Below are 19,547 nucleotides of genomic sequence, written 5' to 3' on the forward strand. Positions count from 1 at the left end.
GAGCGGTAGTTCAGTCGGTTAGAATACCGGCCTGTCACGCCGGGGGTCGCGGGTTCGAGTCCCGTCCGCTCCGCCACTAATTTGAAGGCCTTCCCAGATGGGAAGGCCTTTTTTCTATGGGCGGTTTTTGCCCATAAGTCCCACAGGTTTGCACACCAGAACCAACACAAAGCCCAGTCTCACGACCGGGTTTTGATGTTTTAGCCTGCTGGTGAGCTGCCGATATCCCGCCACGATGGCAATACCTTCCCCTATTGGCGTTCTTACTACTATTTCCACCTCTGTATCGCAGGACATCCCATCTTGGCCATATTGTTCCGCTGCGAGCTGATAGAGCTTGAGGATTAAATCAGGCCATATTGCAACGGTACATCATCGCTTCCACTTGTTTGTGTAATCCCCTTTTTTGCTTATGGATTTATTCCATTAAAACAGTCTCTTATCAAGAATTCGCGATTCTGTGGCAGGAATACCACACGAATCAAATGATAATGATTATTGTTTGAATGATCCCGTCGGGGTCGTTACAATGCGGGCTGATTAATAAAGTGCTTTTCAAATGAGCCTTTTCTAATGCTGCGCCTGGCCGGATGCCAGGGCGTTGTAATAAGTGAAGTAAGGGAATACGTCACCTTCCTACTAAAAATGTTCAGGCTAAAACATGACAACCGTGAAACCGAACAAGCTTGCCTTGCTGATCTGCTCCCTTCTTGCGACCCAGGCCTATGCTGCCAAACAAGAGGTGATGGTCGTCACCGCTTCCGGCTTCCAGCAGAAGATTGAAGATTCTGCCGCCTCCATCTCCGTGATTACCCGTGAACAGCTGGAGAAGCGTGCCTATCGCGATGTGACCGATGCCCTGAAGGATGTGCCCGGTGTTGTGGTGACTGGCGGTGGCAGCAGCAGCGATATCAGCATTCGCGGTATGGGGTCGAAATACACCCTGATGCTGGTTGATGGCAAGAAGGTGGATAGCCGTGGCACTCGCCCGAACAGCGATGGTCCGGGTATCGAGCAGGGCTGGCTGCCGCCACTGCAGGCGATTGAGCGCATTGAGGTCGTCCGTGGCCCTATGTCATCCCGTTATGGTTCCGATGCCATGGGGGGCGTGATTAACGTGATTACCCGCAAGACCACCGGCCTGGCTTGGCAGGGATCGGTTCATGCTGATTCTACCTTCCAGGAGAACAAGGATGCCGGCAATAGCTTCCAGACCGATGCCTATACCGCAGGTTCACTGATCGATGGCGTGTTGGGGCTGCGTTTCAACGGTCAGCTTGCCCATCGTGGTGAAGACAAATTTACCCAGGGTTTTGCCGAGCAAGAGACTCGCAGTGGCACGGCGGTGCTCAGCTTCAAGCCTGATGACCATAACCGCTTCGATCTGGAAGCCAGTCGTAGTCTGCAGGATCGGGATCGCACGGCCGGCAATTCACTGGCTGCGAAGGCGAAAGATAGCCTTAACCGATACGAGCGCACCAACTATGCGCTGACCCATGATGGCCAGTATGATTTCGGCTCTTCCAGCAGCTATCTGCAGCAGGAGACCAACACCAATCCCGGCCGCCAGATGGAGCTCACCAACACCATCGCCGATACCCATACCCAGTTTATTCTGGGTGATCACTACCTGAGCGTCGGTGGTCAGTATCGCTATGAGGATCTGCACGATCAGGGCAATACCCTGAAAGTGGCCAACCCTGCCGAGCAGCTGACCCGCTGGAGTTGGGCGATGTTTGTCGAGGATGAGTGGTCACTCACTGACAGCTTTGCCCTGACCGGTGGCGCACGCATGGATCGGGACCAGAACTACGGTTCTCACTGGAGCCCTCGCCTCTACGGAGTTTGGCATCTGGATGACAGTTGGACCTTGAAAGGAGGCGTCTCGACCGGTTACCGCTCTCCTGACTTGCGGATGTCAGCGGCCAACTGGGGTCAGGTCACCGGTGGTGGTAGCCTGGATGGCATGCTGGTCGGTAATCCTGATCTCAAACCCGAGACCAGCGTGAGTGAAGAGATCGGCCTGCTGTGGAACGGTCATCAGGGCTTCAACGCCGGGGTTACCCTGTTCAACACCGACTTCAAGAACAAGATCTCCGAAGTGCGTCGCTGCACCAGCAAGAGTGATCCCGCTTGTACCCTCAATGGTCACAGTTATGACTTCATCAGTGATCGGGTCAACGTCGACAAGGCGAACATGCGCGGTGTCGAGGGGATGATGGATTGGGCCATCAACGAGGATTGGTCGGTAAGCTCTAGCTACACCTTTACCCAGTCCGAGCAGAAGAGTGGTCCACTGGCGGGCCATGCCCTCAACCAGATGCCCCGTCACATGTTCAACGGCAGTGTTGACTGGCAAACCACCGAGGATCTCAGCCTCTGGTCACGGGTCAACTTCCGTGGCGAGACCTCCGAGTACCTGAGCCGGGTCAAGATGGCGGAGGGGACTCCTTCCTACACCTTCTTTGACATGGGCTTGGTCTACAAGGCCAACAAGCATCTGGATCTGACCGCCGGGGTCTACAACCTGTTCGACAAGACGGTGGATTACAGCAGCTATGGCACTGTGCTGGATGGTCGCCGCTACAACCTGGGCGTGACCTACAACTTCTGATAGGGAACCTGTCATGCGGCCGCCATCTTCCGATGGCGGCCGTTTTTATTGCACGTCCGTCAGGGGGCTATGCCTGATAGGGGCCGGCTTGCCAGGTATTGCGCCCCAGTCCCTTGGCCTGATACATGAGGGCGTCAGCCTGCCGCAGTAGCTGGTCGGCATCAGCCTCTCTCTCTGCGGCGACCCAGACTGCCCCGGTGCTGATGGAGAGGGTCACTTCGCCGCTGCTGGTGTGCAGGGTTTGCCGGTTGCTCTCCAGGCAAATACGCTCGGCCCATTGCTCTGTCTCTGCCAATGTGGCCAGCGGCAGCAGCAGGCAAAACTCTTCGCCGCCGATGCGGGCCAGCAGAGCCTCTTCGGGCAACAGGTTCGTCACAGTCGTGGCCAGCTTTTCCAGCAAGAGATCCCCGATGCCATGACCAAAGCGGTCATTGGTCTCCTTGAAGTGATCCACATCGAACAGCAGCAGAGCACAGGGCTCCCCGCTTGCCAGCCGCTGCTCCATGGCGGGCATGAATGCCCGTCGGTTGAGCAGGCCGGTAAGGGGGTCGGTAGTGGCTTGTTTCTCCAGTCTGGCGTTGGCGCGGCTCAACTCGGTGGTGCGGCTGGCAACGGCGCGGCGCAGTTGCACTATGTAAGCCACCATGATTAACACTCCGGCAAACAGTAGCCAGGGACCGAGATGGATGGGGTAGACGGTTTCGACATGCATCCATTTGCGGATGATCCGCTCCCGATCGCTCTCTTTGATCTTGGCGAATCCCTCTTCCAGCCGGTTTAACAGGGCAAGGTCGCCCTTTCTCACTGCAAAGCGGATCTGGTCGGTATAGAGGTGGCGAACCGGAATAAAGCGGGTGGGATCGTCGGAGGTATAGATGTAGAAGTTGGCGACCTGCAGATCGGCGATAAAGGCTTTTATGTCACCCCGAAAGGCCGCCGCCAGCAGGGTGTCATTGTCATCGAAGGTCTGCAGTTGGGTGCCGGGGAAGTAGCGTCTGGCGTAATACTCCTCGTAGCCACCGGCTACCACACCGACCGTTTCATGGAGCAGGTAGTAATGTACATCGGTGCCGCGCAGTTCGCTCGAGAAGAAGAGTTGGGAGTCGAGCTGGGCGAGAGGCCCGCCATAGTCGAACAGTTTGTCCCGCTCCGGTGACCAGAGCAGTCCGGCGTGAACGTCCGCTTTCCCCTCATGGAGCAGGTCGAGGGAGCCTTGCCAGTCGACCAGCCTGAACTCGATCTTCTGGCCGGTCACCCGGGCATATTCACGCCACAAATCGATCAGCAGGCCATCCGGCTGGCCCGACTCATTGATATAGGAGAAGGGCTGCCAGGCTTTGGAGTTGGTAATGATGATCGGCTCTTCCGGGGCTTTGGCCCAGGCAGGCAGGGCAAGGGCGAGTAGCAGGAGCCCCCATCCGATACTGACTATGACTCCTGTCCTGGAAGAGGCCATCCTCGCTCCAATCCGTTGCCGTATACCGTCCCGTGGTCACCGATTATCACCACCTTTCTCATCGAAGAACAAGCGCTCAAATGATGAAGTTTGCATGATGCAAACGGCGCCATGACAAGGCTGGCGGATAGAGTGACTACTTACAGCGGCAGGCTGATCCGCGCCTCCAGCCCCCCTTGTGGCCGATTGAGCAGGGTCAGTTCGCCACCATGCTGATGCACCAGGGTACGGGCAATGGAGAGCCCCAACCCCACGCTGCCGGACTCGGTGTTGCGCGCTTCATCGAGTCGCACGAACGGCTTGAACACATCCTCGAGCCGCGCCGGATCGATCCCCGGCCCATTATCGCAGATCCGGATCAACAGCTCCTCCTTGCGCCGCTCCAGCGACACTTCGGCGCTGCCGGCATATTTGATGGCGTTGCCGATCAGGTTCTGCAGCACCCGGCGCAGGGTGTTGGCCCGGCAGGCGTAGACCTCTTTGCCCTCCGCCAGACAGGTGACCGGCTGGCCGGTATCGGCATAGTCATCGCACAGGCTGACCAGCAGGCTGACCAGATCCAGCTCGCGGGTGGCCTCCTGCTGCCCCTCCTCGCGAGCAAAGCTGAGGGTCGCGGCCAGCATCTGCTCCATCTGTTGCAGGGTCTGCTGGATGCGCTCCTTGTCCTCGCCATCGGCCAGAAACTCGGTGCGCAGTCGCAGGCTGGTGATGGGGGTGCGCAGATCGTGGGAGATGGCCGCCAGCATCCGGGTTCTGTCCTGCACGAAGCGGTCTAGCCGGGTGTGCATCCGGTTGAATGCCTGAATCGATTCGCGGATCTCGGTCGGCCCCTCCTCTTTCAAGGGCTCGATATCCTCGCCCCGTCCGAGCCGCTCCGCATTGCCTGCCAGCTGCTTGAGCGGGCGGGTGGCACGGCGAAACAGCAGCACCATCAGCCCGATCACCAGACTGGCGACCAGCATCAGGTTGAGGGTGGTCTGCCACGACCAGCTGCCCGCCTCCTTGTCGACCAGCGAGCTGAACTGCAGCCAGCCCCCCTGCGGCAGTTCGATGGAGCCATAGAGCCGCATATCCCGCGGCGGGGGCGGCCCCTTGCGATCCCGCATCATGCGGGCATGATGTTCCCACGCCTTGCTGCGCTGAGTATCCTCTTTCAGCTCGGCGCTGATCTCTACCGTGAGGCCGGGGGGATAGTTGAGGCGCGAGCGCACCAGCTGCTCGAAGCGGGGGCTGCGGTTATCCGGTTGCAGCGGCTCGTCGGAGAGGCGCAGCAGCAGGGTCTCGCTGCGGCTCGCCTTGAGGATCTCGTCATAGAGGGACGGGGGGGAGAGGGAGAGCAGCCTGACCACAGAGATGATCCGCTGCATGGCGTTGCGGCTGTTGACGAAGCCGAGCGCCTCCTCCCGATCCGTGCGGTAGATCTGGATACTGAGCAGCTGGATCAGGATCAACCCTGCCAGCGCCACCAGAATGATTTGGCCGGTCAGCCCCTTGGGCCACATCCGTGCCCACAGTCGTCGCAAGGTGCCCACTGCTTAAACCTGCGTCACGTCGGCGGAGAACATATAGCCGCCACCCCAGATGGTTTTGATCAGCTCCGGATTCTTGGGATCCCGCTCCAGCTTGCGGCGCAGGCGGCTTACCAGAGTATCGATGGCGCGATCGAAGGCTACCGCCTCGCGGCCGCGGGCCAGATCCAGCAGTTGATCCCGGCTCAGCACCCGTTGCGGGCGTTCGAGAAACACCTTGAGCAGATCGAATTCGGCGGTGGAGAGGCTCAGGCCCACCCCATCCTCATCGACCAGCTCCCGGCGATTGACGTCGAGCAGCCAGCGATCGAAGCGCAGATCCCGGGTCAGGGTTTCGGCGGCGGGTTGGTTATCCGCCTGGGTGCGGCGCATCACCGCCTTGATGCGCGCCAGCAGCTCGCGCGGATTGAAAGGCTTTGCCAGATAGTCGTCGGCCCCCATCTCCAATCCGATGATGCGGTCGGTCTCTTCCCCCATGGCAGTCAGCATGATGATGGGCAGGTTCGATTTAACCCGCAGCTCGCGGCAGAGGGTCAGACCATCTTCACCCGGCATCATCAGATCCAGCACCAGCAGATCGAACTCCCGCTCCTCCAGCAGTCGCTTCATCTCCTTGCCATCCCGGGCGCAGCTGACCCGCAGGCCGTGCTGTTCCAGAAAGCGCTTCAAGAGATCGCGGATCTCGCTGTGGTCGTCGACCACCAGAATGTGGGTGTTGCCTTGGTTCATGAATACCTCCCCTGCTTGGCGTTGGCACGAGTATACGAAAATCCGCCCGGCGGTTTGTGTCAAAGTGTGCCAGATCCGCACGATGCCACACTCTGCTACAAAAAAGGGCGATGCTGGCAAAGTTCAGACACCGATAGGGTGTTTACTTGAGGGCAAGGCAAGAGCGCCGAACCAGAATCATCCCTACAGGAGATAGACCATGAAAAAGCTGACCAAAACCCTGCTGACCGCTACCCTGATCCTTGGCCTGCCGCTGGGCGCCTATGCAGCCAGTGAAGCAGCCCCCACTGGCCAGCCCGGTGCCATGGTGGATTGCCCGATGGACGGTGGTGGCATGATGGGTGGCAAACACCACGGTGGTCGCCACGACAAGATGGCCCGTCTGCAGAACATGACCCCGGAGCAGATCCAGGCCAACCTGCAAAAACGTTATGACCGCATTGAAGATCCGGCCAAGAAGGCGGAGTTCATCAAGAACCTCAACGAGCGTGCCACCGGCATGACCAAGCACGCCGAAGCGATGAAGCAGTTCGCCGAAGCGAACCAGTAACAACGCCAGCTGTTATCAACCCAAGGGTGGCCGAGGCCACCCTTTTTGCGTTTACTGCGTTGAGCAGCAGATTGGTTGAACGCTGGTGATTGCCAATAAAAGAGGGGAGCCTGATGCTCCCCCTCTTGCTATCTGTGCCGATGCTGGCGTGCAGCCCACTCCACCGGACGAGCGAACTTAGCCCTGAGCCTTGTCGGTCAGGTTTACTTTCTTGACGGTTTCGCCTTCGAACTTGATGATCACGTTTTTCTTGGCGGCGTCGGTATCTTTCAGCAGGGTTTTGGTGGTTTCTGCCAGCAGCGGAGAGGCCTTGTTCAGGGCATCCAGATCATAGGTCCACACTTCCAGACCGGCCTCAGTCTTGGTAGAGGCAGGAGCGCCCAGCTTCTCTTTGACTGCCTGCTTGTTGGAGCCGCCTTCCTTGATATCCAGCGCCTTTTTGATGGCTTCGTTGGATGCACTGTCCATGGCACCGGATACGGCAGTGCTGGCCGCATCCTTGACGCTGCTGGTGACGCTGTCGGTCAGCGAATCCATCAGGCCGGCATTGGCAAACAGGGGCAGGGTGGTGAGGGCAACCAGCAAACTCTTTTTCATTTTCTACAGCTTCCATGGGTTCAATGAGGCGGCTATGAAATCAGCAAAGATATTGGGCGTCAAGTGAGGCATGCAATTAACATTTCTGTTAACTGGATCTCATTTCTCACCAGCTGCAAACAGTTTGGGGATCTCCCGCACCAGCCAGCTTTTGGCCTTGCCCATGGTGTCTCGCCGCCAGGCCAGCACTACTTGCAACTGATGGCGATATTCGGGGCTGATCACCTTGAGCCGTCCGGCTCGGATGTCCTCCTCAATCCAGCTCTGTGGCATGGTGCCGACGCCGATCCCTGCCAGCAGGGCATCCCGTTTCTCCGTCATGGTGCTGACAGTGAGGCGCGGCTGCTTGTCCAGCAGGCGGTAGGTGAGAACCGGTTTGCGCAGGGCTGTATCGGCGACGGCGATGGCGCGGTAGCGGCGCAGGGTTTCGTCAGCCAGAGGCTCCGGCTCCTGATGTAGCGGATGATCGGGATGGGCGACGTAGAGCATCACCTCGTCCTTGATCACCTGATGCTTGATGCCGGTCATCATGATGTCCGGGTTGATGGAGGAGATAAGCAGGTCGGCGCGACCATCTTCGAGACACTCCCAGCTACCCGCCAGCACCTCTGCCCGCAACCGCAGTCGGGTATCGGTCTGCTCGGCCAGCTTCTCCACCAAGGGGTAGAGGGCTTGCACCGGGACCAGCGCATCGACGGCGATTGTGATGTCGGTCTCCCAGCCACGGGCCAGCGCCCGGGTCTCTCCCACCAGATGCTCGGCTGCCTCCAGCAGCACCCGGCCGCGCTCCAGCAGCATGCGTCCCGCCGGGGTGAACTTGGTGCGGTGGCCACTGCGGTCAAACAGCATGGCATCCAGTTCGTCTTCCAGCTTCTGCACCGTATAGCTCAATGCCGAGGGCACCTTGCCCAGCTCGTCGGCCGCCGCCGCAAAGCTGCCGCGGCGGTCGATGGCGTCCAGCACCCGGATTGCCTCCAGGGTCAGCGCCCGTTCCTTGTTCGATTCCTTGGCCATTCCTCACCTTCAATTTTTTTGAATATGTTTGCCAGTTTATCTCGCTAACAAGTTAGGTCATGTCACTTTAATATTCAATCAACGCTTAGGCAGGAACGTCGAGCGGCCAAATATGCGGGTAGTTCCGCACTGTGACACACCAAATCGGTCTGTCTGATGTCGGTGAAAGAACAACACACTATTTGAATAACCTCTTGCATGGATGCATTGATTCTGGCCGAAAAGGCCTTGGCAATGACATATAAAACAAGAGAGTGAATGAACATGAAAAACGTAATCAAGATGCTGGCCGTTGCAGGCCTGATGACCACAGGTTTCGCCCAGGCTTCCGTACCGGCTGACTTCAACGCCATGCCCGGTGTGCTGTTTGTGAACTGGAACGCCACTGCCGCAATGGATGGCAAAGCCAATCCGATGCTGGAAGTGCGTGACGAGTCTGGCGATCTGCTGGCATCAGTCCACGCCAATCTGACAGGCACCCAGCAGGTGCGGATCCCGAGCCGTACCCAGGGCAACCTGACCGTCAGCCTGGCTGACCAGAGCAGCGAATACCGTATTCCGTTCGGTATCGGTAGCGGCAAACAGCGTTAATCAACCGTCCCGGTAGGTGAGGAGCAGACCATGATGCAATTGAGAGCCGCAGAAGCGCGGGGCAAGGCCAACTTTGGCTGGCTGGACGCGCGACACAGTTTCTCCTTCGGTCACTACTATGACCCGGAGTGGATGGGACACTCGGTGCTGCGGGTGATCAATCAAGATCTGGTTGCGCCGGGTGGCGGATTCGCCACCCACCCTCACGCCAATATGGAGATCCTCACTTGCGTGCTGCAAGGCACCATAGAGCACAAGGACAGCCTCGGCCATGCCGAGCAGATCCCGGCAGGGGATTTCCAGCTGATGAGCGCAGGCAGCGGGATCCGCCACAGCGAGTACAACCCCTCGCAGACGGATCCTCTCTCCCTGTTGCAGATCTGGATCGAGCCGAACGAGTTCGGCACGCCACCCGGCTATCAGCAGAAGAAGATAGAGTCCAGACCGGGCATGACGCTGGTGGCGTCACCGGATGGCGAGGCGGGATCGCTGCGGATCCGCCAACAGGCCCGCGTATGGCGGCTGGAACTGGCCCCGGGCGAGACGCTCGAATGGGCACTGGCTGGCCGACACGGTTACCTGCAGATGATTTCAGGGGAGCTTGCCGCCAACGGTCTGGCTGCCCGACCCGGCGACGGGGTACTCAGTCGTGATGAATGCCGGTGGGAGCTGGTTGCGACCAGTGCCAGCCAAGCTCTGTTATTTGACCTACCCTGAAGCAGTCAGCGGTGATGTGACACAAACGAGGAATATGAAATGGACAAGATGAAAGATGTAGCGCTGCTGGCGGGTCGTGTACTGCTGGCGCTGATGTTCGTAATGGCGGGCTGGAGCAAGATCGGCGGCTATGCCGGTACTCAGGGCTATATGGAAGCGATGGGTGTACCCGGCTTTATGTTGCCGTTGGTGATCCTGCTTGAGCTGGGTGGTGGCCTTGCCGTCGTGCTGGGTCTCTTTACCCGCAGCCTATCCGTGCTGCTGGCCGGTTTCACCCTGATGGCTGCCTTTATTTTCCACTATCAGCCTGCCGAACAGATGCAGATGCTGATGTTTATGAAGAACGTCTCCGTTGCCGGTGGTTTCCTGGCGCTGGCGGCGGCCGGAGCAGGGGCTTTCAGTCTGGATGCCCGTCTCGGCAAAAACTGGTAATGCCCTGAAGAGTCAAGTTTTCCAATGCCTTTTGGCCGGTGCAACAGCACCGGCTTTTTTCTGTCTGCGTTTTCCGGGTAGGTGAGGCAGCGGCACAAATCTGCGGCGTCCCTCATGGTTCAGCGGTTTGCCCGCCTGCTGGCCACAAGTGCCTTTTGCATCTTATCCCCCGATCCCCGACAATTCCCTCTCTTGTGAAGTGACGGAAATGGCTCGCCTTTTCCCTCGCCCCCTCTCATCCACAGGCGGGAATTGCTCATGTTTACCCTCTACCACTCCAATCAGCTGGATCTGCTCAAAGAGCTGCTGGTGAGCCGCATCCGGCAGGCCCCTCTCTCTCACCCCTTCGATCGGGAGCAGATCCTGGTGCAGAGTCCGGGCATGGCCCAGTGGCTTAAGCTGGAGCTGGCCAAAGCCTTCGGCATTGCCGCCAATATCGACTTTCCGCTGCCCGCCAGCTTTATCTGGGAGATGTTCACCCGGGTGCTGGCAGATGTACCGCGCCAGAGTCCCTACAACAAGGGCTCCATGAGCTGGCAGCTGATGACCATTCTGCCTGCCTTGCTGGAGCGCCCCGCCTTTGCCCCGCTCGCCGCCTATCTGGGCGGGGGAGATGAGGAGGATCCTGCCAAGGATCCCGAGCAGGTGCGGTTGTGGCAGCTCTGCCAGAAGGTAGCGGATCTGTTTGACCAGTATCTGGTCTACCGGCCGGACTGGATCGCCCGTTGGGAAGAGGGGGAAGGATTGAGTCAGGAGCTGGCCGGGGTGAGCGGTCAGGATTGGCAGCCGGAGCTGTGGCGCGAGCTGGTGGCCCGCACCTTGGCGCTCTCTCCGAGCGGTTACCACCGCGCCAACCTCTACGAGGAGTTTATCCACGAGCTGGCGCGTACCGCCGATCTGCCGGGCAAGCTGCCGCAACGGGTCTTTGTGTTCGGCATCTCGGCGCTGCCGCCGCGCTATGTGGAGGCGCTGCTGGCCCTCGGCAGCCGGCCTGAGGTGGAGGTGCACCTGTTTGTCACCAACCCCTGTCGCTACTACTGGGGGGATCTGCTGGATCGCAAGACGTTGGCACGGCTGGAGAACAAGCTCAAACCCGGCACCGATATCGAGACGTTGCAGGGCCCCGCCAACCCGCTGCTCGCCTCCATGGGCAAGCTGGGGCGCGACTACCTGCATCAGCTGATGGAGCTGGAGGTGCCGCAAATCGAGGCTTTCGTCGATATCGACGAAGTGGATGGCCAGGGCAATGTCAGCCTGCTGCGCGCCATTCAGAAGGATGTGCTGGAGCTGGCCGAGCGAGGCGCCGGTCAGTTCGATCTCGACAGCAGCCACCACAAGAGCCCCATAGATCCGGCGGATGGATCCTTGCAGATCCACGCCTGCCACGGCCCGATGCGGGAACTTGAAGTGCTGCACGACCGGCTGCTGGCGCTGTTCGAACAGGATCCCACCCTCACCCCGAAAGATGTGGTGGTGATGATGCCGGATGTGAACAGCTACGGCCCCTACATTCAGGCGGTGTTTGGCGCGCGCGGCCAGATCCCGTTTGCGGTCTCGGATCGGGCGGCGAGTCAGGAGAGTCCGCTGCTGCAAAGTTTCCTCGCCCTGCTCAGGCTGCCCAACGCCCGTTTCGGGGCGGGGGAGCTGCTCGCCATTCTCGAGGTGCCCGCCGTGCTGCGCCGTTTCGAGCTGGATGACGACGAGTTCAACCAGCTGCGGGTCTGGGTGCAGGAGACCGGCATCCGCTGGGGGCTGGATGACGGCTACCCAGTCCGTTTCGATCTGCCGCCCATGTCCGGAAACAGCTGGCTGTTCGGCCTGCGTCGCATGCTGCTTGGCTTTGCCATGGGCGATGGCAAGCCGGTGGCGGGCATCTTGCCCTACGCCGATATCGAGGGGCAGCAGGGGCTGGCACTCGGCAAGCTCGCTTGGTTCGTCGACTCGCTGGCCGAGTTTTTGCCCCGCCTGCAACAGGCGCAGCCGCTGGCCGAGTGGAACGCCTGCCTGCTGGCGCTGCTGGAGCGCTTCTATCTGGCTGACGAGGATGAAGAGCGTCAGCTTCAGCTTATTCGCAGCCAGCTGGCCGAGTGGCAGACCCGGCTTGGCGAGGCTCGCTTCGAGCAGCCCATTACCGCCGACCTGCTGCAGGATTACCTCGGCAGCGTGCTGGGGGAGTCCCGCTCCAGCCAGCGCTTCCTCGCCGGTCAGGTCAACTTCTGCACCCTGATGCCGATGCGCTCCATCCCCTTCAAGCAGGTCTGCCTGCTCGGCATGAACGACGGCGTCTACCCGCGCACCCTGGCTCCCATGGGGTTCGATCTGATGGCGGTGGCGTCGCGGCGCGGGGATCGCTCTCGTCGCGATGATGACCGCTACCTCTTCCTCGAGGCGCTGCTCAGCGCCCAGCAGGGGCTCTACATCAGCTATCAGGGCTTCAGCGCGCAGGACAACAGCGACAAGGTGCCGTCGGTCCTGCTGGCGGAGCTGATCGACTATGTGCGGCAGGGCTTTGTGCTGGCGGGGGATGAGGATCTGGACGACGAAACTTCCGGCAAGCGGTTGCTCAACCACCTGATGGTGGCGCATCCGCTCACCCCCTACAGCCGCAACTACTTTTACCCGGAGCCGGGTTCGCGCCTCTTTACCTATGCCGCCGACTGGCTGCCCGCTCTCAATCCGGTGCGCGGCGCGGCCAACTTCCAGAGCGGCGAGCTGCCTTTACCTCCCGAATGGGGCAAGGAGCAGGGGCTGGAGCTGGCGGAGCTGCTGCGCTTCTATCGCCAGCCCACCAAATATTTCCTCAACCGTCGCCTCAAGGTGTGGTTTGAACTGAACGAGGCCAACATCGAGGACAGCGAGCCGTTCGAGCTGGATGGCCTGCAACATTATCAGCTGAAAGATCTGCTGCTCGATGCCCATCTGGCGGAAGGTGAAAGTACCGAGCGGCGCGAGCGGTTGCAGCTCACCGGCCTGCTGCCGCAAGGGTGGTTCGGCAGCCTGCTGCTGGACGATCTGGATGCCGAGATGGGCAAGCTGGCGGATCGGCTGCGGCCATGGGTTGCTGCCAATGAGTCAGAAAAGCAGGCGGTGGAGATCGATATCTCCCTCACTCAGGGTCAGCTGCAAGGGTGGATCGACACCCAGAAGGGGCGTTTGCTGGTGGTCAAACCCGGCAGCTTCAACGGCAAGGATCTGCTGCTGGGCTGGATCCAGCACCTCTGCCTCTCGTTGAGCGGCGCCCCCGGCGACACCCTGCTATTCGACGCCAAACAGAGTCTGCGGCTGCCCAAGCTCTCGGCCGACGAGGCACGGCCCAAGCTGGCGGCGCTGGTGGTGTGCTGGGCACAAGGGATGAAGCGGCCGCTGCCCTTCTTCCCCAAGACTGCATGGGAATGGCTCAAGGCGATCGAGAAGGATCCCGACAAGCCGGAGGCAGCCGACAAGGCGGCCCTCACCCGTTTCAACGGCGGCTGGATGATCAAGGGGGAAGGGGAAGACCCTTATGTTGCCCGCTGCTTCCCCGAACTCGATGACGAGGTGCTGGGCCAGTTGCAGGCGCTGGCCCGCGAACACCTGACCCCGCTGCTCAAGACCCTGGAGGAGCTGAAATAATGGCTAACCCGCTCAATACATTGCGTTTTCCCCTCCATGGTGAACGACTGATCGAAGCCTCCGCCGGTACCGGCAAGACCTACACCATCGCCGGTCTCTACCTGCGCCTGCTGCTGGGCCACGGCCCGCTCATTGAAGAGGGGGCTGATGCCGGTCAGCCGAGCGCCCACGAGCGGCCGCTCTCGGTGACTGAAATCCTGGTGGTGACCTTTACCGAAGCGGCCACCGCCGAGCTGCGCGGGCGGATCCGCGGCCGCATTCACGAGGCGCGGCTCGCCTTTATGCGCGGCCATAGCAGTGACACCCTGCTGACCCAACTGCTGGAAGAGGTGGAAGATCACGAGCTGGCGGCCCGTCGCCTGCTGGCCGCCGAGCGGCAGATGGACGAGGCGGCGGTCTTTACCATCCACGGTTTCTGCCAACGGATGCTGAAACAGAACGCCTTCGAATCGGGCGCCCTCTTTGAAACCGAATTTCTTACCGACGACAGCCAGCTCAGGCTGCAGGCGGTGAGCGACTACTGGCGCGCCGAGTTCTATTCGGTGGATAAAACCCTCGCCAGCGCCGTGCGCGCGCTCTGGCCGAGCCCCGCCGCCCTGCTGCGGGAGATGGGCAGCTGGCTCGACAACAGCGAGCTGGAGATCCACCCTGCGCTGGGTGACGAGACCCTCGCCGCCCGCCATCAGGCGGCTATGACCCGCATTGAGGCGGTGAAGCGCGAGTGGCTGGCGCAGACGGACGAGATCCGCCGCCAGACCGACGGGCAAGTAAGCCGCTACACCGGCAAGAACTACGAAGGGTGGCTTGCCAAGATAAGCGACTGGGCACAGGACGAGAGCAGTGGCTACGCCATCCCCAAGGAGCTGGATCGCTTCGGCCAGACGGTGCTGGAGGAGAACCTCAAGAAGGGGGGCGCAGTGCCGACCCTGCCGCTGTTCAGTCACATAGACGAGCTGCTGGCCAGCCGCCCCGGGATTCGGGATCTCATCCTGCAGCGGGCCGCCAAAGTAGTGCGCAGCCGGATGCAGGCCAGCAAGCGGCAGGCCCATCAGCTCTCGTTCGATGACCTGCTCAAAGACCTCGACGGGGCGCTTGGCTCCAGCCTTGGTGAGCGGCTCTGCGAGCGCATTCGCGCCACCTATCGGGTGGCGATGATCGACGAATTTCAGGATACCGATCCCCAGCAGTACCGCATCTTCCATCGCCTTTACGGCGGCCACACAGACACGGCGCTCTTGATGATCGGTGACCCCAAGCAGGCCATCTACGGCTTTCGCGGCGCCGACATCTTTACCTACATTCAGGCGCGGCGAAATGTGAGCGCCCACTACACCCTCGGGCGCAACTGGCGCTCCAGTAGTGCGCTGGTGGGGGCGGTCAACGGCCTGTTTGAGCGAGCCAAGGATCCCTTTATCTACGAGGCGGATATCCCCTTTCTGCCGGTGGAGGCGCAGGGCAAGAGCAAGGCGCTGCTGCTCGATGGCGCCACTGCACCCGTGCTCCACTGCTGGCAGCTGAGCGGCCAACCCACCTTCAATCGGGGGGATTACCAGAGCAAGATGGCGCGCGCCACCGCCGCCGAGATCCACCGCCTGCTGACCCTGGCCCGCGAGGGCAAGGCGAAGATAGGCGATCAGGCGGTGAAGGCCGGGGATATCGCCGTGCTGGTGCGCACTGGCGCCGAGGGCAAGCTGGTGCAGCAGGAATTGGCGCGCCTCGCCATCGCCTCCGTCTATCTGTCGAATCGCGAGAGCGTGCTGGAGCAGGTGGAGGCGCGGGAGATCCTGCTGATTTTGCACGCCTGCCAGAACCCGAGCGAAGAGCGCAGCCTGCGGGCGGCGCTCGCCACCGGCCTGTTTGATCTCGACGCCAAGGCGCTCGATGGGCTGGCCAGCGACGAGCGGGCGTGGGAGAGCGCAGTGCAGGAGTTTATGGAGTACCGCAAGATCTGGCATCGCCGCGGCGTGCTGGCGATGCTGCGGGCCCTGCTGCACCGGCGCAATCTCGCCTCCTCCCTGCTGGCGAGCCCCTATGGCGAGCGGCGGCTGACCAACTTCCTCCATCTCGGCGAGCTGCTGCAACAGGTGAGCAGCGAGCTGGATGGGGAGTATGCCCTGCTGCGCTGGTTGGGGGAGGCGGTGAGCCGCCCCAACGGGCAGGATGTGGAGCAGGTACTGCGGCTCGAATCCGAGCGCAAACTGGTGCAGATCGTCACCATCCACAAATCCAAGGGGCTGGAGTACCCGTTGGTGTTCCTGCCCTTTATCTGCAGCCACAGAACCGCCGAGACCCCGCTCTATCACGAGGCGGATGAGGCGGGCAATCGCACCATTCTCGATCTGACCGGCGCCGAGGGTTCTCTGGCGGAAGCCGACAGGGAGCGCCTTGCCGAAGATCTGCGGCTGCTCTATGTGGCGCTGACCCGGGGTGTCTACGCCACCTGGCTGGGGCTGGCGCCGGTGCGGGCGGGGGCGGGCAAGTCGGAGAAGACCGACCTGCACCACACCGCCATCGGCTACCTGCTGCAAAAGGGCGAAGAGGGGGATGCGCAGACGCTGGCGACCGCCCTGACCGAGCTGTCACAGGCGCTGCCCGGGGTGGCCGTCGGTGAGCCCTCGCTCACCCGTCCCGCCCCGCTGCCGCCAGAGGAGGAGCAGTTGGGCGAGCCGCAGGTGCGCCACTTTAGCGGCTCCCTTGAGCGGGACTGGTGGATCAGCTCCTACTCCGGGCTGGCGGCGCAGGGCCACGGTCACAGCAAGGGGGTCTTGGCCAACCCCGGTTTCGATGATGAGGTGGTGACCGAGGCGGCTGCATTGGCTGCCGAGCAACCGGACGAGGCGCCCCAGCCCTCCATCTTCACCTTCCCGAAAGGGGCGCGCCCCGGCACCTTGCTGCACAGCCTGTTCGAGACCATCGACTTTCAAAGCGCCGCGGGCGAGCCGCTGGCGGAGCATATCGCCATCCTGCTGGCGCAAGACGGCTTCGACGAGAGCTGGGCGCCGGTGCTGCAACAGCAGGTGGAGGCGGTGCTGGATACCCCGCTCGATACCGGCTTTGGTGATCCGGTGCGGCTGCGGGATCTGGCCCCCGAGCGTAAACAGGTGGAGCTGGAGTTCTTCCTGCCCATGGGGCGGGTGACGGCACCGGCGCTGACCGCGCTCTGCCAGCAGCACGACCCGCTGTCGCGGGGCAACAAGCCGCTCAGCTTTGCCACCGTGCAGGGGATGCTCAAGGGCTTTATCGATCTGGTGTTCGAGTGGCAGGGGCGCTGGTATCTGCTCGACTACAAATCAAACCACCTCGGCATGAGCCCCGCCGATTACAGCCGTCCGGCGCTGGAGCGGGCGATGGCCGAGCACCGCTACGACCTGCAATACCAGCTCTACTCGCTGGCGCTGCACCGGCTGCTCACCTTGCGCCTGCCGGGCTACGACTTCGAGCAGCACTTTGGCGGGGTCTTCTATCTGTTCCTGCGCGGCATGCCGCAGGGGGGCATTTTCCATACTCGCCCGAGCCGTGAACTGGTGCTGGGGCTGGATAAGTTGTTTCGCGAAGGCAGTGAGCTGCCAGCTGCGGGATCCCAAGTATTGAACGAGGTAGAAGCATGAGCGGCACCATGATCCGCACCGCAACCAGCGCAATGATGGTTGAACGGTTGAAAACACTGGCGCTGGCTGGCCGTATCCGCCAGCTGGATCTGCAATTTGCCAGGCTGGTGGCCGACCTTGGTGGCAGCCCCGAGCTGGCGCTGGGGGCGGCGCTCGCCTGCTTCGAGCTGGGGCGCGGCCATGTCTGTTTGCCGCTTGAAATGTTGACTGCCGGATCACTGCGCCCGTTCGGGCTGGATCCCCAGCAGAGCCGGGATCTGCTGCTGGATCTGGCGGATCCTGCCCGCTGGCCCGCCCTGTTTGCGGCCAGCCCCCTGGTTGGTACCGAACAGGATGAGGGGCTTGCCCCGCGCTGGCCGCTGCGGTTGTGGCACGGGCGGCTCTACCTCACTCGCTACCACGATTTTGAACTGGGGGTGGCCCGCCATCTGCGCGCCCTGAGCGAGCGAGCCGAATGGCCGGAGATAGCCCCGGCCCTGTCGCGGCTGTTTGCTCGCGACTACGGGCTGGTGTTCGCGGCGCTGCTCAAAGCCCGCCTCGCCCCCGACTTCTCGGCCCGCCACTTTATCGAAAAGTATCTCGATCTGGTGTTCCCGAGCGAGGTGGATTGGCTCGCCATTGAAGGGCTGCTGGCCAGTGCCCAGGCGGCGAGCGAGCTTGGCAAGCTGGATGCGCTGGTGCCCGAGGCGCTCTGCTGCAACGGCCAGAAGCTGGCGGCGGCCACCGCGGCTGCGCGCCCCTTTGCGGTGATCTCCGGCGGCCCCGGTACCGGCAAGACCACCACGGTGGCCAAGCTGCTCGCCATTCTGGTGGAGACCGGCCTGCAAGCGGGCAAGGCCCCGGCGATGCGGCTGGTGGCCCCCACTGGCAAGGCGGCGGCGCGCCTCACCGAGAGTATCGGCTCTGCCCTGCAGGCCCTCGATCTGCCCCCCGAGTGGGTGGAAGCGATCCCCACCGAAGCGGGCACCCTGCACCGGCTGCTCGGGGTCATTCCGGGGCGCAGCCAGTTCCGCCACCACGCGGGCAACCCGCTGCACCTCGACTTGCTGGTGGTGGATGAGGCCTCCATGGTCGATCTGCCGATGATGGCGCGCCTGCTCGATGCGCTGCCGAGCCACGCCCGCCTGATCCTGCTCGGCGACAAGGATCAGCTCGCCTCGGTGGAGGCGGGGGCCGTGCTCGGCGATATCTGCAGCTTTATCGAGCAGGGCATCAGCCCGGCGCAGGCGGACTGGCTCTCCCGCCAGACCGGCTACCGCTTGCAGGGCACGCCCGCCGGTGCGCCGGTGCGCGACAGCCTCTGCTTGCTGGCCAAGAGCTGGCGCTTTGATCAGCACTCTGGCATCGGCCAGCTGGCGCGCGCCTGCAACAGCGGCGATGCCGCGGCGGTGGAATCAGTCTGGGGCATGGGCTTTGCCGATATCAGCCTGCACCCCTGGGCGGGGGAGGCCTACGACGCCCTGATTGCCCAGGGGGTGGCCGGTTACGGCAGCTATCTGAAGGCTGCCCGCGCGGGGGAAGCGCCCGCCGCCGTATTCAAGGCATTCAATAGCTTCCAGATCCTCTGCGCCCTGCGCGATGGCCCGTTCGGGGTGCTGGGACTTAACGAGCGGCTCGAACTGGCCCTGTCACGGGCTGGGCTGATTGCCCGCGATGGCGACTGGTATGCCGGTCGCCCGGTGATGGTGGTGCGCAACGACCACGGGGTCGGCCTCTACAACGGCGATATGGGGCTCTGCCTGCCCGATGAAAGCGGGCGGCTCAAGGTATGGTTTGAGCAGCCGGACGGCACTCTGCGGGCGCTTTTGCCCAGTCGGCTGCCGCCCCATGAGACGGTTTACGCCATGACCATCCACAAATCCCAGGGCTCGGAGTTCGCCCATACCGTGCTGGTGCTGCCCGACAGCTCCAGCCCCTTGCTGACTCGCGAGCTGGTCTATACCGGCATCACCCGCGCCAAGGCGCGGCTCGATCTCTATGGCGATCGTGCTCTGCTGGCCCAAGCGGTGCGAAAAAAGACTGAGCGTTATTCTGGGTTGGCGGAGAGGTTGGGGGAGTGATTGATGGCGGCGGTAAAGGGATTTACCGATTTTTAACA

General features: G+C 61.8%; 13 protein-coding genes. 8 read left to right on the top strand and 5 right to left on the bottom strand.

Translation table 11 applies throughout. From position 1 onward, the window contains the following. Positions 1–661: 661 nt before the first annotated feature. Positions 662–2,614: a ligand-gated channel protein gene (locus AB5Y71_RS03405; protein ID WP_368171003.1), complete on the top strand. Its 1,953-nt coding sequence runs from the start codon at positions 662–664 to the stop codon at positions 2,612–2,614. 67 nt (positions 2,615–2,681) lie between these two features. Here the strand turns inward: AB5Y71_RS03405 and AB5Y71_RS03410 are convergent, their stop codons facing one another. The 3 genes from AB5Y71_RS03410 to AB5Y71_RS03420 form a co-directional block, all read right to left on the bottom strand. Beyond that, a complete protein-coding gene (locus AB5Y71_RS03410) occupies positions 2,682–4,070 on the bottom strand; it encodes a transporter substrate-binding domain-containing protein (RefSeq protein ID WP_368171004.1) in 1,389 nt (462 codons plus the stop codon). A gap of 140 nt (positions 4,071–4,210) precedes the next feature. Then, positions 4,211–5,572 carry an ATP-binding protein gene (locus AB5Y71_RS03415; RefSeq protein WP_368171103.1) on the bottom strand — a complete coding sequence of 454 codons (1,362 nt, stop codon included), beginning with the start codon at positions 5,570–5,572 and terminating at the stop codon, positions 4,211–4,213. Between the two features lie 33 nt (positions 5,573–5,605). Continuing rightward, the gene (locus AB5Y71_RS03420; protein ID WP_042052907.1) at positions 5,606–6,328 is read right to left on the bottom strand and encodes a response regulator; all 723 of its coding nucleotides are present in this window, start codon (positions 6,326–6,328) and stop codon (positions 5,606–5,608) included. Between the two features lie 199 nt (positions 6,329–6,527). Between AB5Y71_RS03420 and AB5Y71_RS03425 the strand changes: the two genes are divergently transcribed. Then, the gene (locus AB5Y71_RS03425; RefSeq protein WP_201996556.1) at positions 6,528–6,878 is read left to right on the top strand and encodes a hypothetical protein; all 351 of its coding nucleotides are present in this window, start codon (positions 6,528–6,530) and stop codon (positions 6,876–6,878) included. Positions 6,879–7,055: 177 nt separating this feature from the next. On the opposite strand, the gene AB5Y71_RS03430 is transcribed toward AB5Y71_RS03425, so the two are convergent. Together AB5Y71_RS03430 and AB5Y71_RS03435 are read right to left on the bottom strand one after the other, a co-directional pair. Next, positions 7,056–7,475: a hypothetical protein gene (locus AB5Y71_RS03430; RefSeq protein ID WP_368171005.1), complete on the bottom strand. Its 420-nt coding sequence runs from the start codon at positions 7,473–7,475 to the stop codon at positions 7,056–7,058. Positions 7,476–7,574: 99 nt separating this feature from the next. After that, entirely contained in the window at positions 7,575–8,489 is a 915-nt protein-coding gene (locus tag AB5Y71_RS03435; RefSeq protein WP_227272848.1) for a LysR family transcriptional regulator, read from the bottom strand. Between the two features lie 258 nt (positions 8,490–8,747). Between AB5Y71_RS03435 and AB5Y71_RS03440 the strand changes: the two genes are divergently transcribed. The 6 genes from AB5Y71_RS03440 (at position 8,748) to recD (ending at position 19,509) form a co-directional block, all read left to right on the top strand. Continuing rightward, complete coding sequence (locus AB5Y71_RS03440; RefSeq protein WP_013723379.1) at positions 8,748–9,080, top strand: hypothetical protein; 333 nt, start codon at positions 8,748–8,750, stop codon at positions 9,078–9,080. A gap of 30 nt (positions 9,081–9,110) precedes the next feature. Continuing rightward, the gene (locus AB5Y71_RS03445) at positions 9,111–9,797 is read left to right on the top strand and encodes a pirin family protein (protein WP_368171006.1); all 687 of its coding nucleotides are present in this window, start codon (positions 9,111–9,113) and stop codon (positions 9,795–9,797) included. 39 nt (positions 9,798–9,836) lie between these two features. Next, complete coding sequence (locus AB5Y71_RS03450; protein WP_005342720.1) at positions 9,837–10,229, top strand: DoxX family protein; 393 nt, start codon at positions 9,837–9,839, stop codon at positions 10,227–10,229. A gap of 258 nt (positions 10,230–10,487) precedes the next feature. After that, entirely contained in the window at positions 10,488–13,841 is a 3,354-nt protein-coding gene (gene recC, locus AB5Y71_RS03455; protein WP_368171007.1) for an exodeoxyribonuclease V subunit gamma, read from the top strand. Then, positions 13,841–17,449: an exodeoxyribonuclease V subunit beta gene (gene recB, locus AB5Y71_RS03460; protein ID WP_368171008.1), complete on the top strand. Its 3,609-nt coding sequence runs from the start codon at positions 13,841–13,843 to the stop codon at positions 17,447–17,449. Before recC ends, recB begins: the two co-directional genes overlap by 1 nt. Further along, positions 17,446–19,509 (top strand): exodeoxyribonuclease V subunit alpha, encoded by a 2,064-nt coding sequence (recD, locus tag AB5Y71_RS03465; protein WP_368171009.1) that lies wholly within the window; start codon positions 17,446–17,448, stop codon positions 19,507–19,509. Before recB ends, recD begins: the two co-directional genes overlap by 4 nt. Positions 19,510–19,547 lie beyond the last annotated feature (38 nt).

The organism is Aeromonas sp. R9-2, from assembly GCF_040908025.1.
Taxonomy (GTDB): domain Bacteria; phylum Pseudomonadota; class Gammaproteobacteria; order Enterobacterales; family Aeromonadaceae; genus Aeromonas; species Aeromonas veronii.